The organism is Streptomyces sp. YS415 (assembly GCF_023544665.1).
Taxonomy (GTDB): domain Bacteria; phylum Actinomycetota; class Actinomycetes; order Streptomycetales; family Streptomycetaceae; genus Streptomyces.
The window spans coordinates 58,177-79,697 of the sequence record NZ_JAMJFL010000027.1; the positions used below are offsets into that span (position 1 = coordinate 58,177).

At 69.4% G+C, this 21,521-nt stretch carries 18 protein-coding genes and 1 pseudogene; 7 read left to right on the forward strand and 12 right to left on the reverse strand.

Features of this window, described 5'->3' with window-relative positions:
- Window positions 1-24: 24 nt before the first annotated feature.
- The 4 genes from M8H82_RS28080 to M8H82_RS28095 all read right to left on the reverse strand — a co-directional run bounded on the left by M8H82_RS28080 (window position 25) and on the right by M8H82_RS28095 (window position 3,757).
- Complete coding sequence (locus M8H82_RS28080) at window positions 25-876, reverse strand: hypothetical protein (RefSeq protein WP_250077858.1); 852 nt, start codon at window positions 874-876, stop codon at window positions 25-27.
- 361 nt (window positions 877-1,237) lie between these two features.
- The gene (locus M8H82_RS28085) at window positions 1,238-1,720 is read right to left on the reverse strand and encodes an SPW repeat protein (protein ID WP_250077859.1); all 483 of its coding nucleotides are present in this window, start codon (window positions 1,718-1,720) and stop codon (window positions 1,238-1,240) included.
- A 598-nt stretch (window positions 1,721-2,318) separates the two neighbouring features.
- Window positions 2,319-2,477 carry a hypothetical protein gene (locus M8H82_RS36655; protein WP_308293284.1) on the reverse strand — a complete coding sequence of 53 codons (159 nt, stop codon included), beginning with the start codon at window positions 2,475-2,477 and terminating at the stop codon, window positions 2,319-2,321.
- 563 nt (window positions 2,478-3,040) lie between these two features.
- Window positions 3,041-3,757: an alpha/beta fold hydrolase gene (locus M8H82_RS28095; protein ID WP_284049435.1), complete on the reverse strand. Its 717-nt coding sequence runs from the start codon at window positions 3,755-3,757 to the stop codon at window positions 3,041-3,043.
- 1,380 nt (window positions 3,758-5,137) lie between these two features.
- On the opposite strand from M8H82_RS28095, the gene M8H82_RS28100 reads away from it, so the two are divergent.
- Window positions 5,138-6,370: a DUF2252 domain-containing protein gene (locus M8H82_RS28100; protein WP_250077861.1), complete on the forward strand. Its 1,233-nt coding sequence runs from the start codon at window positions 5,138-5,140 to the stop codon at window positions 6,368-6,370.
- Between the two features lie 544 nt (window positions 6,371-6,914).
- On the opposite strand, the gene M8H82_RS28105 is transcribed toward M8H82_RS28100, so the two are convergent.
- A complete protein-coding gene (locus M8H82_RS28105; RefSeq protein ID WP_250077862.1) occupies window positions 6,915-7,508 on the reverse strand; it encodes a molybdopterin-dependent oxidoreductase in 594 nt (197 codons plus the stop codon).
- 299 nt (window positions 7,509-7,807) lie between these two features.
- Between M8H82_RS28105 and M8H82_RS28110 the strand changes: the two genes are divergently transcribed.
- Entirely contained in the window at window positions 7,808-8,416 is a 609-nt protein-coding gene (locus M8H82_RS28110) for a TetR/AcrR family transcriptional regulator (RefSeq protein ID WP_250077863.1), read from the forward strand.
- A gap of 292 nt (window positions 8,417-8,708) precedes the next feature.
- Here the strand turns inward: M8H82_RS28110 and M8H82_RS28115 are convergent, their stop codons facing one another.
- Genes M8H82_RS28115 through M8H82_RS28135 form a run of 5 tightly spaced genes read right to left on the reverse strand, consistent with a single transcriptional unit; the run spans window position 8,709 to window position 14,200 of the window.
- Window positions 8,709-9,956 carry a wax ester/triacylglycerol synthase domain-containing protein gene (locus tag M8H82_RS28115; RefSeq protein WP_250077864.1) on the reverse strand — a complete coding sequence of 416 codons (1,248 nt, stop codon included), beginning with the start codon at window positions 9,954-9,956 and terminating at the stop codon, window positions 8,709-8,711.
- Window positions 9,956-11,173, reverse strand: coding sequence for a beta-ketoacyl-[acyl-carrier-protein] synthase family protein (locus M8H82_RS28120; protein ID WP_250077865.1), 1,218 nt, complete (start codon window positions 11,171-11,173; stop codon window positions 9,956-9,958). Before M8H82_RS28120 ends, M8H82_RS28115 begins: the two co-directional genes overlap by 1 nt.
- Entirely contained in the window at window positions 11,170-12,702 is a 1,533-nt protein-coding gene (locus M8H82_RS28125) for a cytochrome P450 (protein WP_250077866.1), read from the reverse strand. The genes M8H82_RS28120 and M8H82_RS28125 overlap by 4 nt, the downstream gene beginning before the upstream one ends.
- Before the next feature lie 26 nt (window positions 12,703-12,728).
- Window positions 12,729-13,946, reverse strand: coding sequence for a beta-ketoacyl-[acyl-carrier-protein] synthase family protein (locus tag M8H82_RS28130; RefSeq protein ID WP_250077867.1), 1,218 nt, complete (start codon window positions 13,944-13,946; stop codon window positions 12,729-12,731).
- A gap of 2 nt (window positions 13,947-13,948) precedes the next feature.
- Complete coding sequence (locus M8H82_RS28135) at window positions 13,949-14,200, reverse strand: acyl carrier protein (RefSeq protein WP_250077868.1); 252 nt, start codon at window positions 14,198-14,200, stop codon at window positions 13,949-13,951.
- Between the two features lie 294 nt (window positions 14,201-14,494).
- On the opposite strand from M8H82_RS28135, the gene M8H82_RS28140 reads away from it, so the two are divergent.
- The 4 genes and pseudogenes from M8H82_RS28140 (at window position 14,495) to M8H82_RS28155 (ending at window position 18,383) form a co-directional block, all read left to right on the forward strand.
- Window positions 14,495-15,754 carry a wax ester/triacylglycerol synthase family O-acyltransferase gene (locus tag M8H82_RS28140; protein WP_250077869.1) on the forward strand — a complete coding sequence of 420 codons (1,260 nt, stop codon included), beginning with the start codon at window positions 14,495-14,497 and terminating at the stop codon, window positions 15,752-15,754.
- Window positions 15,755-15,908: 154 nt separating this feature from the next.
- Window positions 15,909-16,096 (forward strand): annotated as a pseudogene (locus M8H82_RS28145) (hypothetical protein); the annotation flags it as partial.
- The gene (locus tag M8H82_RS28150; protein ID WP_250077870.1) at window positions 16,054-16,506 is read left to right on the forward strand and encodes a hypothetical protein; all 453 of its coding nucleotides are present in this window, start codon (window positions 16,054-16,056) and stop codon (window positions 16,504-16,506) included. The pseudogene M8H82_RS28145 and the gene M8H82_RS28150, both read left to right, overlap by 43 nt.
- Before the next feature lie 512 nt (window positions 16,507-17,018).
- Window positions 17,019-18,383 carry a PQQ-binding-like beta-propeller repeat protein gene (locus M8H82_RS28155; RefSeq protein ID WP_250077871.1) on the forward strand — a complete coding sequence of 455 codons (1,365 nt, stop codon included), beginning with the start codon at window positions 17,019-17,021 and terminating at the stop codon, window positions 18,381-18,383.
- A gap of 556 nt (window positions 18,384-18,939) precedes the next feature.
- Here the strand turns inward: M8H82_RS28155 and M8H82_RS28165 are convergent.
- On the reverse strand, window positions 18,940-19,842 hold the full coding sequence (locus tag M8H82_RS28165; RefSeq protein ID WP_250077873.1) for a LysR family transcriptional regulator: 903 nt from the start codon (window positions 19,840-19,842) through the stop codon (window positions 18,940-18,942).
- Window positions 19,843-20,024: 182 nt separating this feature from the next.
- Between M8H82_RS28165 and M8H82_RS28170 the strand changes: the two genes are divergently transcribed.
- Window positions 20,025-20,597 carry a DUF6817 domain-containing protein gene (locus M8H82_RS28170; RefSeq protein WP_250077874.1) on the forward strand — a complete coding sequence of 191 codons (573 nt, stop codon included), beginning with the start codon at window positions 20,025-20,027 and terminating at the stop codon, window positions 20,595-20,597.
- A 420-nt stretch (window positions 20,598-21,017) separates the two neighbouring features.
- Here the strand turns inward: M8H82_RS28170 and M8H82_RS28175 are convergent, their stop codons facing one another.
- The gene (locus M8H82_RS28175; RefSeq protein ID WP_250077875.1) at window positions 21,018-21,353 is read right to left on the reverse strand and encodes a hypothetical protein; all 336 of its coding nucleotides are present in this window, start codon (window positions 21,351-21,353) and stop codon (window positions 21,018-21,020) included.
- Window positions 21,354-21,521 lie beyond the last annotated feature (168 nt).

A 21,521-nucleotide genomic window follows, 5' to 3' on the forward strand; every position in this document is an offset into this window, starting at 1 on the left:
GCCTTGTGCCGGCCGCCTGCCCGCTCACGGGCCCGGATCCTCCTGCGCAGCGCCGGTCTCCGTAGCCACGATGCCTTGCCCGCGGATAGATTCCGCGACTTCGTACGCCCGATCCGGGTCGTAGACCGTCACCGTCTTGTCCGGTGAATGCATCGCCATGGCCGAGGGCGTGTACTGGTAGCAGCGAACGCCGTGGCGGACAACCAGCTCGTCGACCGCGCCGACGGGCACGTGCCACAGGGCAGCCAGGTGTGCTCGCGTCCACCATTCATCCGGGCATACGAAGTTCCGGTCGACCGTCGCCCGGTACTCCACCGCTACACCGGCCGAACCGAGTTGGCTGGTCAACCAGGCAAGCAGTGCCTCTGCGCCGACCTGGGACATCGGGGCATTAAACCCCGGCTCGCACTCCACGGTCCCGCCGCGCGTATGCAACACCACTTTGAGCGACTTGCGTTGGCCCAGCCTGAGCCTTTCGACAACGAAGACGCTTCGCAGATCAGCCACAGCGACGATCGACGAACGCTGCAAGCGTACGACCACGAGTTGTTTCGCATTCCCGTGAGGGCGGAACTCGATCCACCGCACCATCGTGGCCGCCACCGTAAACGTCAAGGCCAGGGCGAGCCCGATCACGGCCAGGGCTGTCAGCCCGATACTGACCCAGAGGATGGCCCAGACCACCCCGGACTCCGTGAGCACGGCGATCACCAGCATCGGCAGCAGCAGGGGAGCCGCCACCCACAGCGGGACCACGACGCTCCCGCCAAGCGTGACACCGAACTCCCGGACCCGACTTGGCACGAACACCAGCCGACCACCCGCTGCCGTCGCCGACACAACTCCCGCCAGCGGGTTCGTGCTTCGAGTTGCCATGGGAAAAATATAGGTATCTGTCGAGACATGCGTAAGAGGTCTGAACAACGGCAGTTCCACGTCCGCGAGGGAGTATGCGGCAACTCTCACCATCGATGACCTCGCTGGGCTGGCCCAAACCCGCCTCAAACGGATGCAGTACCGGTCGGACCTACTCGCCGGGTTCAGCGCGGAAACCGGACTGATCACGACACCACACCGTTCGGCCCGGGATTCGCCGACTTGCTGTTCCTCGGGGAAGGAGCCCGCCCGGTCAGAAACCGTGAGACCGGCTCCTGACCGGGCGGGCTCCCTCAAGCGGCCGAGCCGCACCCCTTTTGTGACGGCAACGGTGCATCAGAGCGCCGGCCGAGGGTCATTCCTACCGCTCGGATGGTCCTTCGCCGTGACTGCCGTAGCCGGAGGCGCCGCGTGAGCGGCGGCCCGACGGCATATTCGCGCCGGCGGCGGCTGCAAGGGCCAGCAGGCAGGCGATAGCACCCACGATCACGTTGTTGGTGATGGTGCGGGTGGTATCCACGTCTCCGGCGACCACCCACGGCGCGACGATCGTCCACGCGCCGAGGGCGGCAGCGGCCCAGGCCATGCTGTGCGTGCGCTCGTAAGCGTGGCCGAACCCAGCCATGAGCATTGCGTAGGCGATGCCTGCGATCAGGTTGGTGACAGCCAGGGTCGACAAACCGTTGAAGCCGACTATCCAGGGCGAGGCCGCCAGATACAGTCCGGTGATCACACCCAGGGCCTCGATGCCCTGCGCGCGGGGAGTGATCGCTGCCCGCTCGTGCTGGGCGCGCATTTCGAGGATGTCGGGGTGGGATTCCATGGGGGGTCGGGTGTAGCTCATGATCGCCTCCAGCGTGAGGGCCCTACTGGCACTTCGCGTACCCATAGAAAACGGTCGAAACCGTCGCAACTGTGGATTCCTGCTAGGGTCCGCTTTCAAAGATCATCTGGGTGGTGGATCAAGATGACGCGGCACCTCGTCATGAACTCACTGATCGGCAGCGGTAGTCACTCGCTCCGCTCATACCCGGGCCGCGGCCGTGGGAGGACCGGCAGGTCATCACCCTCGAGTCGGACTGACCACCAAAGTCCACCTCCGCTGCGACGGCAAGGGCCACCCGCTCGCGTTCCTGGCGACGTGACGCCAGGCCAACGCCACGACAGTGTCCGCGCATGTCCCCTGCCGGAAAGGATCCACGGTCCCCGCACCGGCCCGGCCTGCCTTGGTGCAGGCCCGGCCAGGTCATCACAGACAAGGCCTACAGATCCCGCGGCCTACGCGCCTACCTGCGGAAACGCGGCATAGCGCACAAAATCCCGAGAAGATCGCCCAGGAATGGCACCGGGAGGCGCGGTGGCCACGGCGACCGACCGCCAGGATTGGGCCGGGAGACCTACCGGCGCCGCAACCTGATCGAGATCGCCTCTGTTCGTCCTGATCAGCTGTCCTTGCCCATCGCCTTGCGGACGGCGTCAGAGATGCGGTCGATCAGGGCTGCGACGGGTCCGACGACGGCATTTTTCGCTGCCGTCTCCACTCCGGGATGCGGGCGGGTGGGTGCCATGGCCTCGGCAGCACGGACAGCCGCGGCCAGCATGGCAGGCTGCTGCCTTCCGGTCTTCTCGCGCAGCCCGGGGAACTCCTACTGTTCCTCCGACGCCGCGTGCTGAAGCACGTCCGCGCAGCTCCCGCAGGGCGGGCATGAACCCGGGGTCGTCGGGGTTCATGTCATCGATGCGGCTCAGCTTATCCTTCGAGGCCTTCTCCTCTGCGAGACGTCGTCGACTACCCGCTCACCGTCCTGCAGCAGACAGCGGGCTGAGGGGTGGACCACCTCATCCTCGGCGGTCTCATGGACGGCCAGCAGACGGACGAGCCTGCGGGAACCTCCGCCCGGTTGTAGGCAGTGGCGGTCTCGACCTCGGCGAAGAGATCTCGGATGTGGTTGTGCTGCTGCATCAGCAGTGCCACGACATCGTCGTTCTCGCCGGCGTCGTCGAAGTGGGGCATGGCGTCGGCCAAGAGAGTCAGCGGTTCAGGAGCATGAAAAGGACGGCGGTCACCACCGCGCTGATGAGCAAGGAACCGAGGCAGCCGACGCGGTTGCTGAAGAACAACATGGCCACCGGTTACCCCTCTTCTTGCGATTCGATCGAATCCTCAAGGCAGGAACTGCAGAATCCTTCGGGCCGTGGCGTCGGGCCGGCTGAAGTGCACCGCGTGGGCTGCGCCGGGCACTACGGCGAGTCGGCCATGAGGCAGATCGGCGGTCACCCGCTCGGCCCAACACTGAGGGGCCACCCGGTCGTGGGAACCTCTCAGCACCAGGGTCGGCGCCTCAATTCGACGCAGGCGCGCCTCAAACGGGCCGGATGCGTCCTGTCGTGCGTAATGGAACTCCGCAACGAACCGGGCCGCTCCGGTGAGGAGATAGTCTGCCGCGGCCACGGCAAGAAGGGACAGCGGTTCCTTAGGAACGTCAGCCAACAGGCGCAGCAATTGCCGGACCGGTGACAACGCCGTCACGTCCAGGGCAGGGCCGATGAGCACCATCCGCTCCACCAGACGAGGGTGTTCGGCTGCGAACGCCGCGGTCACCTGGCAGCCGACCGAGTTGGCCACCAGGACACAAGGACCGATCGCTGCGGCGGTTCGCCAGCGCAGCAACGCTTCCACCGATTCCTCGACGTCGAGGGCGCGCCGGACCGCCCGCCGCGAGCGTACGTTTCCTGGCAGGTCTGGCACCAGCACGGTGCACCCTGCGGCCGCCAGCAAGCGGGCGAGAGGGATGAAGTAGCGTCCAGACAGGCCGAGTCCGTGGACCATGACGACTACGGCATTGCTCGGGGGCCAGGGACCCAAGCGCAGGGTGTACATACCCGCAAAGCGCCCCTCACGCCGCACGGCCTGCTCAGCCACACCGAGCGAGGGGACGCCAGTTTCGTACCCGGGTCGAACACCAGCAGACCGGCGCATATCGACATGCGGGCGAGCAATCGCGAGGCGATGCCTATTCATGGCACCTTCCACAGGTGCGACGCGGTAGGCATTGCCGGCTCCATCCGCCGAAGACGGGCCCGCGGCACAAGCGGACCTGGCCGACGGGGCCACCGGTCCCCGCGCGCCGGCGGCTCTGCGGCCTGACCGTCGCCCGATTCACTGCGGGGAGCGCTTGACGCAGCGGCGCGGGAGCAGCGTTAACCATTGCCGTCATGATGTGGCAAGTCGGCTCTCGTCATCCTTGGGCGTCTCGTTAGCCTCCGTGGAGGGCCGGGCCTCGTAACGACGGTTGTCGTGCTCCTCCGGATGAGCGTTCCTTTCCCCGGTGACCTCTTCCAGCGGGCTCTGACGCCTTCAGCCGCGTGAAGAATGTGCATGATCAGCCCCTTTTCCGTTCAGCTGCTGCATACTCCCTCGTCGAGTCACCGTGATCGAACGTCCCAATCAGCCCGTCCGCGCTTCATGACCCACGGAATGCGCGCACGCACACGACGTACGCAGTGTCCGTACCCATGAGTCGAGTCGTGATTGGACAGTCCTGCCTGGGAAGTACACGGGCCCCCTGCACCTCGCTCCGAGCCGACCGGACGGTTCGCGCGTACGTATAGATCTGGTCACGTTGGCGTCGCAGGTGTCGGGTATCACGGTCCGGCAGACCGGCACCTGCCCGTTGCCCCCCGTACGCGGATGGCTCCGGCTGGCTGGAGGTCGGTTCTCGGACTGGATACGCCCGACGATCCCCTCCGCCATCCCGTCCTCTTCGACCGTGACCGGGCCATCCTCGGCGCGCGATGTGCTGGGCGAGATGACAGCGTGGTCAGTAGGAGCACCGTGACGACGGGCAGAGGAGTGGTCGGTCCATGGCGTGCGCACTGGGGCCGGTGTGACCACCTCGGGGCTGGTCAGCGCAGGTGTGCCTGGCATCGCGATCGACGGCGAGATCACCGTAAGAGCCCCCGATCCGGGCTGGCGGCATCGGGCGGAGCACCCCGGCGCAGTCATCAAGGTGGCCTGTTCGTCGCAACAGATCACCGAGGCTTCCCATGGGCCGACCGCGTCCACGGTGCCGCAGAACGCCTCCTCAGAGGCCCGCCAACCAGGAGCCGCCACGTGCCCACCTTCCCCCGTTCTGCCGACGGGTCTTCGACGGCCCGTGTCGCATCCGCCGACCCGGCCTCGTCGGGACTGGCCGCTCGCAGGCATCTCCCCCTGTCCGCGCACGGCGCATGGACCCCTTCGCCGCACCGGCCCGACCTCGTGGGCATCCTGGAGAAGGAGGCCCAACCGCGCATCCCCCAACTGATGCCGATCCGCTACACACGCATGACCGGTTCCCAGTCCGCCTTCTACCGCGGTACTCCCGCGGTCATGGCAGCCGACCTGTCCACCATGCCGGACACCGGGCTGACTGTTCAGCTCTCCGGAGACGCACACCTGTCCAACTTCGGGCTGTTCGCCTCCCCGGAGCGCCGCCTCGTCTTCGATCTCGACGACTTCGACGAAACACTGCCGGGCCCCTTCGAGTGGGACATCAAACGCCTGGCCACCAGCCTTGCCGTTGCCGCATACGACAACGACGCCCCGTCGGAGACGGCTGGCGCCATCGCCGCCGAGGCTGCCCGGAGTTACCGCAACCACATGAGCGAACTGTCCGCCTCCACAGAACTCGCCGTCTGGTACGAGTACATCGCGGCCGACGACGTGCTCCAGGAGATCGGCAACTCGCTGCAACGCGCGCGGGTCCACCGCACCCTGGACCGGGCACGGCAGACCGACAGCAGCAAGGCGATCGCGAAACTCACCGAACCCGGCCCCGACGGAACGCCCCGGTTCCTGCACTCCCCGCCACTGATCGAACCGGTCGACGACCAGGACCACGCCGTTGTCGAGCGGGTTTTCGAGGACTACCGTGCCAGCCTGGCGCCAGCCCAGGCCCAGCTACTGGACCGATTTCGGATCGTGGACGCGGCCCGCAAGGTCGTCGGCATCGGCAGCGTCGGTACACGCTGCTACGTCCTGCTGCTGCAGGGACGCGCCGCAGGCGAGCTCCTGCTGCTACAGGCCAAGGAGGCTGAGCCCTCGGTCCTCGCTCCGTACGTGCGCGGATCCGTTACGCATGAGGGACAGCGAGTCGTTGAGGGACAAAGGCTGCTGCAGGCCTGCGGCGACATCTTCCTGGGCTGGTCCACCGGACCCACCGGACGTCACTTCTACTGGCGGCAACTGCTCGACATGAAAGGCTCCGCGTCAATCCAGGGCATGTCCGCCAGTCTGCTGCACCAGTACGCCGGGCTCTGCGGCCGGGCGCTCGCCCGCGGTCACGCCCGCTCGGGCAACCGCGTCGCCATCGCCGCCTACCTCGGAGACGACACGGACTTCGACCAGGCCATCGCCGCGTTCGCCCTCGCCTACGCCCAACAGACTCGAGACGACTACATCACCTTTACCCAGGCCATCAGCGACGGCCGCCTGCCCGTCACACCCTCCTGACACCACCAGCACCGCCCAGCAGGCACGCCGAGAACATGACCTGTCGAACCCGGCGTTCTCAGCCTCCCAGCGTTGAAAGACGGCTGCACCTGGCCGGACAGTTCTGTGCCTGCGGATCAGCCAGCATCCAGGCCCTTCGCATAGTGACCACCGACCTTCCCTGGCCCGCCTCCATGCTTTGATCCCGGCACGGGTCCGCCGTCGAAAGACCCGGGACGGCCGGCCGGAGCACCTTCGGTCGTGCGATGTGGACTCCGAAGAGCAGGCTGCCCGTCCCGCCGGGTGGGTGCACCGCCGCGACCACGACCGCGGACCGTCGAACTCGTACACGCCGAACTCGACGGCGCTGGCTGGGCCCTGACCTCACCGGCCGCCGCAGAATTGAGGTCCCCGGACGCGTCGTGCTGCGGTGCAGCCAGTGCCGCAACGGCGTCCTGTGGCTCCGCACCGGCGATACCTGGCTGCGCCTCGCGGCGCCATGACGCGGCGTCGTGGACCCCATCCACCCTGGACAACACCGGCTCGACGCGGCGGGAGCGCGGTGTCACCTGGGCAGCGTGCGACTGCCGCGTGCGCTCAGTGCGCGGATCGGACCGATCAGCGTCCGGTAGACGGGCCGCACCACGCGGCCGGGGAGATGGCGGTGACGCTCCTCCTTCCATACCCGCGCCCTGTCGTGCCCCGCCAGAGGAGACCACCGGTCGGTGACAGGGGGTTCGGACGCGTGGAACTCGATGCGGCAGAGGTGCTTGATGTTGACGTACCCGTACTGGCTGGGGCTGACCAGCCGCACCGGAGCGCCGTGGTCGCTGTCGAGCGGCCGCCCGTCGAGACGGTCGGCGATGAGCACGTCGTCGGCCAGGGCGTCCTCGAGCAACACGACCGCCCGGTAACCGTCGAGACCCTCGAAGCTGACATGGCTGACCGGCGCGTCCGGCCCGAGCAGCGGCTCGACCCGCGTGCGGTAGAGGGTCTGGAACGAGACCCCTTCCCACAGCAGGTCGGTGGCCGACCACCCGGCGACGCAGTGGAAGTCGGCTCGTACCTCTTGCCGTGGCAGCTTCGCGATGTCGTCCAGGGCCAGGGTGACGCTCTCGGCGAGCGCTCCGCGGAGCTCGATCACCGGGTCGGCGGGCACAGGCGGAGGCGGGTGATGGAGGTGCGTGCCGAAACGAGGGAATCCGTCCACGGCACGTTGGCCGGGGGGAAGTGTCATGTCGCTGCTCCGTTGCGTGTGAAGCGAATCGGTAGGCCGTGCGTCGATGACCTTGTGCAACCGTCGGAGAACTCCTCTTGGGCGCTCGGGAGCCGGCGGCGGAGGGCCGTCCGGCTGCTCCGTCGCGTCACCTCCCGACGCGTTGTACGGTGGCGTACATATCGAGCGTATGTCGTTATACGGCCCCGCACAACGCGGCGGGGAGTGAGGTGAGGCACAGGATGGGTGCGCTGCGCACACCGCGTGAGCGGTGGGTCGAAGAGGGACTGCGGGCGCTGGCCACGGGCGGTGTGGACGCCGTGCGCGTCGAGGCGTTGGCCAAGTCGCTCGGCGTGACCAAGGGCGGGTTCTACGGGTACTTCGCCGACCGCGGCGCGCTGCTGACCGAGATGCTGGACGCCTGGGAGCGCGAGTGCGTCGACGACGTCTTCGACCGGATCGAGAGGGAGGGGGGCGACGTGCTGGACAAGGTCCGGCTGGCCGGGCAGCTCACCTTCTCCGGCAACCGCCTGCTCCCCATCGACCTGGCCGTCCGCGACTGGGCCCGCCGCGACCCGGTGGTCGCCGACCGCCTGCGCCGGGTGGACAACCGGCGCATGCAGCTGCTGCGCGACGCGATCAGCACCTTCTGCTCCGACCCCGACGAGGTCGAGGCCCGCAGCCTGCTCGCCTTCTGCATGGCCATCGGGAACCACTTCCTCGCCGCCGACCACCCCGGCCGCACCCGCGACCAGGTCAAGGCCCGCGCCGGCGACCTCCTCCTCAACCGGTCACCCGGCAGCGCCGCCAAGCCCGAAGCGGCCGACGGCGGGCTCGGCACGCAGGAGTAAGTGCGCCTCTGCTGACGGGAGTTCCGTGGGCAGGCCGACGAAACGCCGGCCCGGCTGGAGCACGGCTGCCAGGGGGTCACAAGCCCGCAGCTGACGGGGCCTTGGTCGGCCAGGTCACCAGCGCACTGTCAGTGGGCCTGCCGCTGAAGCAGAGGCCGACTCCGCCCTGAGAAGGCGCGCCAGGGCCGCACGCCAGCCCCGCCCAGGGCGAGAGCCACAGATCCCTCAACCCGATGTCACCACGGCGGGCTGGTCGGGTCGACTTGGCCCACGGCTGATTCTCCGGCCGAGTTCACCCGACCGTCGCCACCGCGGGCTCCGCCAGAGCGCGTGCCGTAGCCCGGGCCAGGGCGGTGGCAGCGTCCGGACGCAGGTGACCGACGACGGTGAGGGTGTAGGCGTCGCCGGTCTGGACGAGGCAGAGGTTGGCCGTGCCCGGGGGAGACAGCTTCGGTACCGCGATGATCCGCGTCAGCGGGCGGCCGCACAACGATGCCGTCACATCGCGCCACTTGAAGGTGGTGCATCCGCTCGCGGTGACGTCGGCGCGTACGCCGTGCCGGGCCATGGCGTGCGTCAGCCAGGGCAGGAGACGGCCGGCGCTCTCCAGCACGGGAAGTGCGGCTCGGTGCACATCAGCGCGGCTCGGCAGGGCTGCCATCTGGTTCTGGACGGTGCGCAGGCGGTCGTCCGGGCACTCAGTGTCCACGGGCAGCGGTACGCGGACGGTGGTGGCGGCGTTGCCGAGCCGGTGTGCGGTGTGGCCGTCACGGAGGTCGACCGGGACGGTGACGTGGAACGGAATGGGGCCTTCGGGCCAGCCGTGAAGGGGGCCGTAACAGGCCCGCAATGCTCCGGCGAAGGAACTCACGAGCAGTTCGTTGAGCGTCGCACCGCGGCCTTCGGCGAGTCGGCGGCGCGCCGCGCGCACCACCTGCGGGTCGATCCCGAGCACGGCGAGGGAGGGCTCGACGTCGCCGTGCGTGCCCGGTGGCAGGGACTGTGCCCGGGCGCAGCTTTTGCGCAGTTCCCGCCACAGGGCGGCGGGAGGGACGGCAGGCCGCGTCGGGGTGGCCCCCCGGCGGCGTCGCGGTGGGGGATTGTCCATGAGCAGACGGAAGACGCTTTCGAGGGACCTGCCGTCCAGCAGGGCGTGGTGGGCGAGCAGGACGACGGCGTGTTCGCCTCCGGGCACGGCGTTCGGCGCCACGACCAGACGCCACAAGGGCCGGCCGACGGGGAGCCGGTGTTCGACGGCAGTGGCCAGGAGGGGTTCCAATGCCTGGTCGCCGACGGTGACGTGCGCGGCCGGATCGAAGGCGCGCAGGCGCTCCCAGCGGTGTCCCGTCAGCGCCGCCGGCCCGGCCGGTGGTCTCAGGACCAGGTTCATGCGCTCGAGACCGCTCCAGCGATCGGCGACCCGGCACTGCATCTCGGCCGGCGCCGGCGGTGGCCCGGAGAACAGTGCGGCCAGGCCGATCGTTTCCGGCAGTCCGGTCCGCACGTGCCCCTCATCCAGGACGGACAGCCTGGTCCCCATCAGTACGGCTCCCGCTCGGGTGCGTCGAAGACGAGACAGGCGTTCTGCCCGCCCACGGCGAAGCTGTTGCTGAGCACAGGGCCGCTCGGGAGCTTACGGGCTTCCATGGTGACCACGTCGAGCGCGAGGCGGGGGTCCAACCGGGCGAGGCGGGCGGTGGGCGGCGCAAGTCCCCGGCTCACGGACAGCACGGCGGTCACGGCTTCCAGCGCGCCCGTCGCGCCGAACCCGTTCCCGGTCACCGACTTGGGGGCCGTGACCGGCACCCCGGCGGGCCCGAACACGGCGGCAATGGCCCGGCCTTCGGCCAGGTCGTTCAGATCGGTCCCCGTGCCGTGGGCATTGACATGGACGACGGCGTCGGGGGTCGTCCCGGCGTCGGCCAGCGCCTGTTCGACGCACGCCCGGGCCCCGGAGCCATCAGGCCGAGGAGCCGTGAGGTGGTAGGCGTCGGTCGTACGGCCGTATCCGGTCAGGACGGCGTGGATCCGGGCCCCGCGGGATCGGGCCGCCTCGAGGGACTCCAGCACCAGGAAGGCCGCGCCCTCCGCGAGTACGAAGCCCTGCCGGTCGGCGTCGAACGGCCGGCAGCCGGCGTGCGGGTCACCGCAGTCTGTGACCATGACCCCGGAGCGTGCGGAGGCCAGCGCGATGGTCGGGGTAAGGGGGCTGTCATGTCCTCCTGCCACCACGACGTCGGCCGCGCCGGTGCGGATCATCTGGAGCCCTTCGCCCACCGCGTGGGCTCCCGAGGCACACGTCGTGGACACGGTGAGGCTCGGCCCGGTGACGCCGAGCCGGGCACTGATCCAATGGGCGCCTGCGTTGTACATCGCCCGGTTGGGCCAGAGCACGTCGGGCTGCCCGATGCCGCGCTCCTGGCTGATGCCACCGCCGAACCCGGTGCCGGTGACCACCGCGCGGCGTGCGGCCGAGGCGTGGATGCCACCCGCGTCCTCCACCGCGTCCAGTGCCGCGCACACCGCCAACTGGACCGACCGGTCCGACCGTAGCTGTTCCTTGCGCGTCAGATACCCGGCGGCGTCGAAGCCGGGCATCGGGCAGGCGGGGTACACCAACCGACCCTCGTCGTCGAAGGCGTGCGGTACCACCACGGAGCGGGCCTGGAGCAGGCTGTCCCACAGGTCCCCAGGCGTGGCCCCGGCCGCACAGCGCACCCCCAGTCCCGTGACCGCGGCGACGTTGTCGCGGATCACCCGGCGGCCCGGTCCGCGCTACCCAGGTGGCGGAGCCGCACGACCAGGCCGGCCACATCGCCTACGGTCGCCGCTTCTGTGGTGTCGACATCCTTCAGGGACACTCCGAACCGTTCCTCCAGCGCCGCCGTCAACTCCGCGATGTCCAGGCTGTCGGCCTCCAGGTCGGCGACCAGCCGGGCCTCCGGGACCACGGCCTGGGGCGCGACGGACAGCACCTGCGCGCACAACGGGACCAGACGGTCCCAGACCTCCCGCTCCTCGACGTCCATACGGCCTCGACTCCTTTCCGCCCCTCGGGGGCCGCGGATGACCGGCAGGGCCTGGAAGGTGCGCAGGCTCATGCCGGGCGCACGCACGGGCGGTCCGGCCGTGCGCAGCGTGGGAAACCGCCGGAACAACTCCGGCAGGAACTCGACGGCCTCCAGCCGGGCCAGGCCCGCACCGAGGCAGTAGTGGGCGCCCGCGCCGAAGCTGAGGTCGCGCTGTGGCGAGCGCCGGAAGTCCAGGGTGTGCGGGTGGGGGAAGCGGTCGGGGTCGCGGTTGGCGGCCGCGGTCAGGACGTACACGAGGGTCCCGGCGGGAACCTCGATCCCGGCCAGTTCGGTGTCGTCGACCGGAACGCGGATGACCATCTGTACGGCAGGGTCCCAGCGCATGATCTCCTCGACCGCCGCCGGGAGGGCTTGTGGGTGCCCGCGGAGCCAGTCGGCCTGCTCGGGGTGGCTTTCCAGGGCCAGCAGGCTGGTGGCCAGCAGCGCGGAGGTGGTCTCGGAGCCCGCCGCCACGAGGAAGACGATGTTGGACGCGAGGTCGTCCAGGCAGATGCTTCCGTCGGCCACATGCTCGTGCGCGACCCACTGTGACAGTGGACCCGTGCCGGGCTCGTCCAGTGCGGCCCGCACGAACGCGTGGAAGTCGGCAGCCACCGCCTCGGCGGTGGCGATGTCCTCGGCATCGGCGAAGGGCTCGGTCAGCGGGCCGCTGAGCGCGCTGAAGCGGGCGGCACGGGCGCGCTCGTGGAGGGGCAACCCGAGGACGTCGCACATGACGGCTGCGGGCAGCGCACGAGCGACGGTGTCGACGAAGTCCGCCGTACCGTCACGGTCGAGCCGGTCCTCGAGCGTGTCGAGACACTCAGCCACGAGCCGCCGGACGATGGGGCGCAGGGCTCGCAGCCCCCGGGGGGTGAAGGGGCCACGGGTCAACTCCCGCAGCCGGCCGTGCTGAGGGTCGTTGACGCGCAGGACGGTCGCCGACATCGAGAACCCAGGAGGGTCGGGGGCGATGTTGCGCCGGGAACGCCACTGCTGATCGGGAGCGATCCAGGTGCGGCTGGTGAGGATGTACTCGCACAGGGAGTAACTCGTCACCAGCAGGGCGTACGGGCCGTGTGCGACGACCGGCCCGGCGCGGCGCAACTCCTCCAGGAGGGGAAACGGGTTCTCGCGGCCCCGGCGGGAGTTGAGCCGGCTGATGATCCCGCGGGGCGCCGGCGGTGCAGCAGGCCGCGGCGGAGTGGTGGTCATGGGGGCCCTCGACGGGAACGAGTCGGTCATACGGCGCGGAAGGCGAGGACGACGTTGTAGCCGCCGAATCCGAACGAATTCGACAACGCGGCCCGCACCGGCTGGTGCAGTGCCGTCTTGGTGACGAAGTTGAGGTCCACGGCGGGGTCGGGAGAGTCGAGGTTGGCGGTGGGCGGGATCGTGGAGTGCTCGATCGCCAGCACCGTCAGCGCGGCCTCCACGGCCCCGGTGGCCCCCAGAGAATGCCCCAAGACGCCCTTGGTGGACGTGACGGGCGGGCCGTCGGGCAGCACGGCGCTGATCGCCTTTGCCTCCATCGTGTCGTTAAGGAGTGTGGCCGTGCCGTGGGCGTTGACGTGGTCCACGTCCCCGGCGGCGAATCCGGCGTCGTCCAGGGCCTTGTGCAGGGCCTCGCGGGCGCCCCGTGCCTCGGGGTGGGGCGCGGTGGGGTGATGGGCGTCGTTGGACGAGCCGCAGCCGACGAGCAGCGCCCGCGGCCGCCGACGGCGTGCCGCGGCATCGGCGGCCCGTTCCAGTACGAGGATCCCGGCGGCCTCGGCCATGACGAAGCCGTCCCGGTCGGCGTCGAAGGGCCGCGAGGCTCCGGCCGGATCGCCACAACGGGTCGACAGGGCACCCAGATTGGCGAAACCGGTCACGATCAACGGGGTGTTCAGCGACTCGGTGCCGCCCGCGATCACGACGTCGCACTGGTGCGAGGTGAGCAGATCACGCGCGACGGAGATCGCCGTGGCGCCCGAGGCGCACGCGGTGGAGGTCACACAGCCCGGCCCTCGCGCACCGAAGGCCAGCGCGACCTCCCCCGCGACCATGTTGGGCAGCATCATCGGCAGCAGCAGCGGAGACACCGCGGCCGGGCCGCGCTCCAGCAGCCTGGCGTGCTGCTTCTCCCAGGTGGCCGCTCCGCCCAGGCCACAGCCCATGACGACGCCGACGCGGGCACCGTCCCAGGAGGCGGCGTCCAGACCCGAGTCGGCCAGGGCCTCCCGCGCGGCCAACAGCGCCAGCCGGGTGAAGCGGTCCAAGCGGTAGACGGTCCGACGCCCGAGGCCGCTCATATCCAGCTCCGGGATCGCGCAGCAGAAGTCGACGCGGAGCCCGGCCAGATCCGCGTGGGTGGCCGCCACGGTGGAGCCGCCTTCGCACACCCGCCGCCAGGTCGCGTCCACGCCCGCCCCTGCCGGAGTGAGCAGCCCCAGACCGGTGACGGCGATCTCCGCCACGTTCAGTTCCCGCCTGCGACAGCGGCCATCTGTCCTTCGACAGCTGCGACGACCTCGGCGAAGGTGGATGCCTTGCCCACCTGCTCCCCCGCGACCTTGACCCCGAACTGGTCGTGCACGGCCGCACCCAGCTCGGCCAGAGCCAGCGAGTCGAGCTCCAGAGCGGCCATGGTGACGTCGGGCCGGAGCTCCTCCGGCTCCACTCCGAGTGTGTGCGTCAGGATGTCGGCCAACTTCCTTGCGACCGTGGGCATGTGTGGGCGCTCTCCTTCTGCAACAGAGGTATGGGCCATCGCACCGCTGGCTGAATCAGCAGCTCAGCGCCGACACGATCAACGGCGAACGCGCGCTGAAGACACGCCGTTTGCGTCACGGGTTTCCTCCCGGCATCCGCTCGGCGGAGCGCATCGGCGTGCCGGTTGGGGTGCGGGCATGCGCCGGGAGAGGGCCGTAACCTCGGCTGACGCACGCAGTTCCTCAGGCTGCGCACCGCCGCCAGGTGGTCGCGCCTCGCACCGAGCCCCGCCCAAGCACACCGAGGAACTACCATGGCGCCCCACCACGAGAAGCTGTCCTTCGCCGACGAGGTACTGCTCCGCAACGGCTGCCCAGGCGTGGTCGGCATGGCCGCGGTCTTCGCGGGAGACCCGCCCGCCCTGTCCGACGTACGGGATCGGGTCGTCGAGCGGTGGGGTGTGCTGGAGCGCATGCACCAGGTGCTCGAACATCGCAGCGCCGATGCCCCCTTCGCACGCCGAGGGCTGCGCGGGGCCGCGCGGTGGACGGTGACCGGCCCGTTCGATCCGGACGTTCACGTGCTGGACTCTCCGGCCAAACTGGAAGACCTGTGGGCAGCCAGCACCGACCGGCCGCTTCCGGGGGGAGTGCCCCCCTGGCGCCTCTATCTCGTGCCGGGCGTGCCCGGCGAGGGCTTCGCCCTGTCCCTCATCGCCCAGCACACCCTCATCGACGGCCGCTCCCTGCAGACGCTGCTGTGCACCTTGATGGACGGCACCGCGTCGGCTCAGTTGTCCGGACGGCCCACGCGCCTGCCGCGGGTGGGCCTGCGTGACGTGCGCGGCGAGATCCGTGCCCTGACCGCTCCCGGTCAGGCGCTTCCCATGGACGAGCCGACCGAGGCATGTCCCTCCGTGGCGGTGCTCCCCCTCCCCCCGCACCTGGTGAGCGCCGCACGCCGGCCGCGAGCCGACGGCCGCCGTGCCAGTCTCAATGAGCTGCTGCTGAGCGCGGTGGCCGGTGCCCTGCGCACCACGTTCGGCCCGCCCGAGCAGTGGCCCGGAAAGGTCGGCGCGGTCTACTCGGCCGTTCCCTGCGATCTCCGCACGCAGGAGAACCTCAGCGAACTGGGCAACATCGTCACCGCTGTCCGCGTCCGGGTCCCGGTCGACACAGATTCGCCCGAGGCTCGCCTGAGGCAGTCGCAGCTCATGCTTCAGGGCGTGCCCGCCCGGGCCGCCGCGCACGCCCTGATGTTCTCCCTCACGAGCGCGGTGCGCAGGATGTGCCCCTGGGCGACCAGGCTGGCCACCGGGCGCGGGTACCGGCCCTCATACATGGCCACGTCCACCACCGTCCTCAGATGGCACGACGCGCCCAGCGCCTTCTACGGCCGGGACTTCCGCCAGGGCATCGCGCTACCGCCCATGCACCGCCCGGGCAACGCCAGTTTCGCCGCGGTGAAGACCAGAGACGCCCTCGCCATGACGGTGGTCTGCAACATGCGCCCCGATGAGGCCCAGCTGCTTGGCGAGGCCGTCATCGCGGAGCTCCAGGTCCTGGCGGGATGACGGCCCGAACGCGCCGACGATCCTCCGGCAGTCGGCGCAGCCGACTGGCCGGAACGGCTGGTCCGCCGGGAAACTGGACCGGCTCATCGCCGACGACCGCGACGCGGGCGAAAGCTGAAACGACAGTCTGAAAGAGCACGAGGAAACGCCAAAGGACACTTCGCTCGACCGTGCAGGCCCTCAGCTCGTTCTGCCGCAGGATCGGTGCGGGGTCGGCAGGTCAGCGGCATCCAGGCGATCCGGACTGAGGGCTCTGCGATCCGGGGTTGGAGCGGTGTGCAGCTGAGCATGGAAGAGGGGTGGAATTGGTCGGACTCCTCAACACCGCACTTGGTGCGCTGATTGCGCTCGGTGCGTCCACGCTCGTTGAGCGGCGTCGCTGGCTGCAGGAGAGCCGACAACGTGCTCGGGACGACCGCCGTGCCGTCTACCTTGGGTTTCTCGAAGCGACGGCCGCGGCGAGCGAGACGCTCGTCAGCATCGCACGCGGTCATGATGCGGACGACACTGCGTGCGCCCGTGCCGGGACCGTGCTTCGGGACAGCAGTGTGCTCTCCCGACGGCTGGAGCTGTCGCTGATCGGCGACGACGCCATCGTCGAGGAGGCAGGTCGGATGGTTGTGCTGCTGCGTGCTTACCGGGACGTCGTGGTGCAGGGATTGACGTTCGACACCGAAGAGGTCCAGCGGACACGGGCGGCTGTCCACCAACAGCGAGACCGGTTGACGAGGTTGATGCGCGAGACCCTGTAACTCACCGCGATGTTCCGGCGGAATGGGCGGGTAAGCCTCCTGCGCTTCCTGCCAGTGGGTCGGAAGAAGGACAGCCCGCAGTCCATGAGCCCGGAGCAAGCCCCTCACTTCCCGCGGAAGAACCACACGCCAAGCACGGGCCCGTAGTCGCCGATCCCCGCCCGGCTCGGGCGGCAGAGCAACTCGCACGCCCACGCCACCACCGACGCCATACCGACCCGGCCCGACTGTGACAGATCAGCCGCGCGCCCGACGGCTTTGAGCTCATCCGGGCACCGGACGGCCGCATCGTCCCGTCCTGCTGCCCGTGCTGGGTCTCGGCACTCATGCCGAGGCCGGCTGAGAGCAGCCCCTGACGCGTGCACGGATCCGCCCCGCTTACGATGATCTTCGCTCACACGGCCGGGGGGCCGAGCGGACGGCGGCCGACACCAAGGGTGTTGGCGCACAGCGGGTCTTAGGTCGTATGCACCGTTTTTGGGGGGCACATCATGGCGGGAAGAAGAAGACTTGTGAAGGCCCTGGCGGCCCTGGCCCTCGTGCTGGGCGGGGTCGGGTCTCTCGTGGCCTGGTTCCTGTCGAGCGAGGGCTATCTGCCGGGGGACGCGATGCTGCGGTCCTGGGAGGCTCCGGAGGACCGGGAAGCGGCGGTCGGGGCGGGCGACGACAACTGGGTCGTCGGTGATGTGGCCATCCGGAGCCGCTACGACGCGGTGAGCGGTTTCGGGCTCACCGACGGGCGCGAGGGCAAAAAGCTCTGGGAGTACGTACCACCGGGCCGCAGCGAGATCTGCGCCACCGCGGAGCACGCGGGCACTCGGGCCGTGCTCGTCGTCCAGGGGGCGAGCGGCAGCAACACCGCCGACGGACTGTCTGCAGCTGGCTGCACGACGGTCATAGCCCTGGACGCCAGGGACGGCCGGGAGCTGTGGAAGGAAGAACAAAAGCCGGTTAAGGACCAGTTCGGCGAAGTGGTCACCCTGAGCGCCCCGGCCCTGGACGCGCGCGGTGACCTGGCCGTCGTGGCCCAGGACCGGCGCGGCGTCCAGTACGACGCGCAGGGCCGTCAGGTGAAGAAGGACGGCAAGCGCGGCGAGGCGGCCCTGCGCGGCATCGAACTGCACACCGGCAAGCCCCGCTGGACAGCCGAACTGCCCGACCGGTGCGGGCCAAACGAGGTCGTGGTCGGCGAGAAGCGCATCGTCGCGGTCCTCGCCTGCGGCGCGGGCGGACACGACAAGCGCGAGATCTCCGAGCTGACCGTGGCCACGTTCGACCGCGCCACAGGCGCCCTTCAGTGGAACGTCCCCATCGACGCGCGGCGTCCCCTCGACCCGACGACCCACGTCTCCATCGAAGCAGCCGACCCCATCGTGCTCACGGTCGGGCCGTCCGGCGAGAACCAGGGTGCAACAGGAATGTTCGTCTCGTTCGACGACAAGGGGCGCCCGCGCCCTGCCATCGACTTCGACCGGGGGGACGACGGTGTGATCGACGCGGACAGCCTGATGCAGACGGCTGTCGCCGGCGACCGCCTGTACGCGCTGGCCGGCTACTGGCAGAAAGGCAACCACCACACCGTCATCGCCTTCGACCTCACCACCGGCGAAGAGGCCTGGTCCAAGGAGATGGACGATCCCGCGGCCGCGATGACAGCTTACGGCTACACAGTCACCGTCCTGTGTGAATGGTCCACCCAGGCCGACGCCATCACCACTCTCATCGAACTCGACCCGAGCAACGGGAACGAAACCGACGAACGCCACTTCCGCGACCCCGTACCCAGCCCGGTCACCGCCATGTATGACACCCACGGCCTGCTCGTCACCGCAGGCCTCGGCAGCGGCGCACCCTTCAGCGCCTGGGAACGCTGGTAACCACCAACCAGAGAGCGTCGAACCCGTTCCGGCCTTCTCACCGGCCTCGATCTACCCGACGGCGCGCCGCAGCTCGTCCCGCGGCTGGAACGCCGAGGCAAATATTGAGGCAGGCGGGGTCATCATTGGTCGTCTTCGCCCAATGCGCTGTCAGTGACGTCACCGTCGGCCGCGATACCGTCGCGGCCGGCCAGGTGGTGCCCGGCGCGGTGGGCGGGCTGGTGACTTTCGAGTTCCTGCCCAGTGCGGAACCGGTGATGCTGCCGCCGACCGAGCGGCCCGGCGGCCCGCACGTACCCGGCGGCCTCCGCGCCCGCGCTCCCGCCGCCACCTGGCAGGGGCTTCTTGGACTGCGAGTTCGTCGTGGAGACCGAGATAGTCAAGGGCAGCTTCCCCATCAACATGACGTCCGATGACCTCGATGACTTGGAAGAGGCTCTGGGAGAGCTCGGGGGATCGATGATCAGCGTGCGCGTCTCGGGAAGGTGCGGCGATTGTTCTCTGACTGACCGTCCTGTGCGGTGCTGCTCGGCGTGTTCGAGTTCGGTCTTGATGTTCACGCCGTGGTGCGCGTCTTCGTGCAACTTGCAGCGACCGCGTCGGCGAAGCTTCGGGCGAGCGGGGAGAGGGCGTCCCAGCGGCGTACGGCCCAGCCGACCGACAGCGGCGGCAGCGCCGGAATGGGGATGAGACGCAGGCTGCCGTCACCAGGCGGGGGCAGAGCCGGTAGGGCGGGGACGACCGCGTGGCCCAGGCCGAGTTCGGCAAGGAGCAGGGCGGTGTCCCAGTCGGCGACGCTGGTGTCCGAGCCGGTCCGGATGCCCAGTTCGGCGAAGGCGGTGTCCAAGTGGGCGCCGGAGGTGGAGTTCGGCGGCAGCCGGATGAGGCGGATGCCCGTGAGGTCGGGGGCGTCGATGCGTGCCCGGGCCGCGAGCGGATCGTCGGACCGCATGGCGAGCACCCAGGGCAGTTCGGCGACGGGGCGCTGCTCGATGCCGCGCACGGGGCCGGAGACGGTGATCCAGGCAAGGTCGAGGTTGCCGGCCAGGAGGGCGTCGAAGCATCCGCGGCTGGAGGTCTCGGTCTGGAACTCCAGGCTCACCTTCGGGTAGCGCCGGCGGAAGGAGACGATCGCTTCGGCCATGAAGTGCCTGACGGTCGTGCCGCCGGTCGTGATCCGCACGGAACCGCCTTCGCCGTTCGCGAGGTCCCCCAGGCGGCGCAGCGCACCATCGAGCCCGGCGATCCCGTCGGCGGCGGCATCGCACAGGATGCGCCCCGCCGTTGTGGGAACAACTCCGCGCGGCTGGCGTTCCAACAGGCTCATGCCCGTTTCCCGCTCCAGGCGCCTGACGTGCTGGCTCACCGCGGACTGGGTACAGGACAGCTCACGAGCCACGGCGCTGAGGCTTCCTGCCCGGCACACGGCTACGAACACGCGCAGGTCATCCAGAGTCACAGCATCCAAGCTACACCTGGGGTCAGTGGAGCAATCCCCAGGATTGACTGGGGTGTTGCGGTGTCGGAGGATCGTTGCAGGGCCCAGGCGGCAACCCGTCCGGTGCCTTCGTACGGATCCGGACCGGCGAAGGCGGCTGTGGCGGGTGCCGACCAACCCCATTCCGAAGGGACACAGGCGCCGTGCCTGCTCTTTCTGCCACCACTGACCGGGCTGTCACCCTGCTGCGCGAGTTCGGTGCTCAAAGCATCGCCCACCCCGGCGGCACTCTCCTCACCCACCTCCAGCGCGTACAGGCGCGGCTGGCGACATGGAAGGCCCGCCCGGCCCTCCAACTCGCCGGTCTGTGTCACGCGTTCTACGGCACGGACGGCTTCCCCACAGCACTGCTGCCACTGGACCGCCGCAACAACCTTGCAGCGGTGATCGGCGCCGAGGCCGAGGCAATTGTGTACCTGTACGCCTCATGCGACCGCACAGCAACCTACCCAGCCCTCAGCCAGGCCGACGCCGCCTTCCACGACAGGTTCACCGGCCGCCCCCACGTGCCAGCGCCACAGGCGCGCCGGGACTTCACCGAACTCTCGGCAGCCAACGAACTCGACCTCGCCATCACCGATTCCGCCTTCCGCGGCAGGTGGGGCCCACAGCTGCTCGCCCTGTTCAGCAGACTCCAGGATTCACTGAGTGCTGACGCCTGGCTGGAATGTCGCACAGTGCTTGCTCCTCCTGCCTCGCAGCCAACAAACCGATGAGGGCCCCTTCCCGCGGCTCGCCAGCAGCCGCACTGTCTTGCTGAGCGACTGTGCCGATAATTGACTACAAGATCGCCCCGCTGGGGGTCCCAACGGGACGTCTTGCCGGCAAGACGCCGAGCGCAGTCAGTCGAACTTCATGCCGAAGTACGGATCGGGTTCGCCTGTGTATGGGTCGATGCCGGACTCCCAGCGCCGTTGTTCCTCCCGCCAGTGGACGAATTTCGGAGAGGGCTCCCCCCAGAGGGAGGCATCGCTGAGGGGGCACGCGTCGAATCCCCTGGTGAACAGACGCCGGAGGAACTCCGCCATTCCACAGTCGTACGTCTTCCAGTGGGGCCATTCGTGACGCTCCCATACGATCACGGGCCAGCTGTCGGGGTTGTCGTCAACGGTGAGCCAGCCGAGGATGTCAGCTCCTCAGCTGACACCCCAGGCGACGACAGCGTCAGGGCCCGCGTCGATCCCGTCCGGTCCTCCTGCGGACTCCCACATGTGCCGCAGGTTGGCCGTTTCGGCCGCCATGCCCCCAAGTCCAGGGCCGTCCAGTGGCTTTGGGCTCGCTTCCGGTGTGAGCACGTCCAGTACGTCGTCGATGCCTCCGGCCCCGTACAGGCCCATGAAAGCGATGTAGTCGTACGGGAAGCCGACCCCCCAAGCTCTGCGCATCGCCTCCCAGTCCACCTGCTCATCGGCACCGTCATGCGGCGGCATCACAGCCATGAGTGCGGCGGGAACGGCTTCTGCAGACGGCATGTCCCCTCCAATGGTGTGCTACCCGATGCAACGTACCCGGCGTCACGGACAACGGGCCTGGAAGGAAGGGCGGCAGGCTCAGCCGATGACTTCGGTGACGGCAGGCTGGGCGGCCTCCCCCGTCGACGACCATGCCGGCCTCGAACATGGCGAGGAGTAACTGCAGGC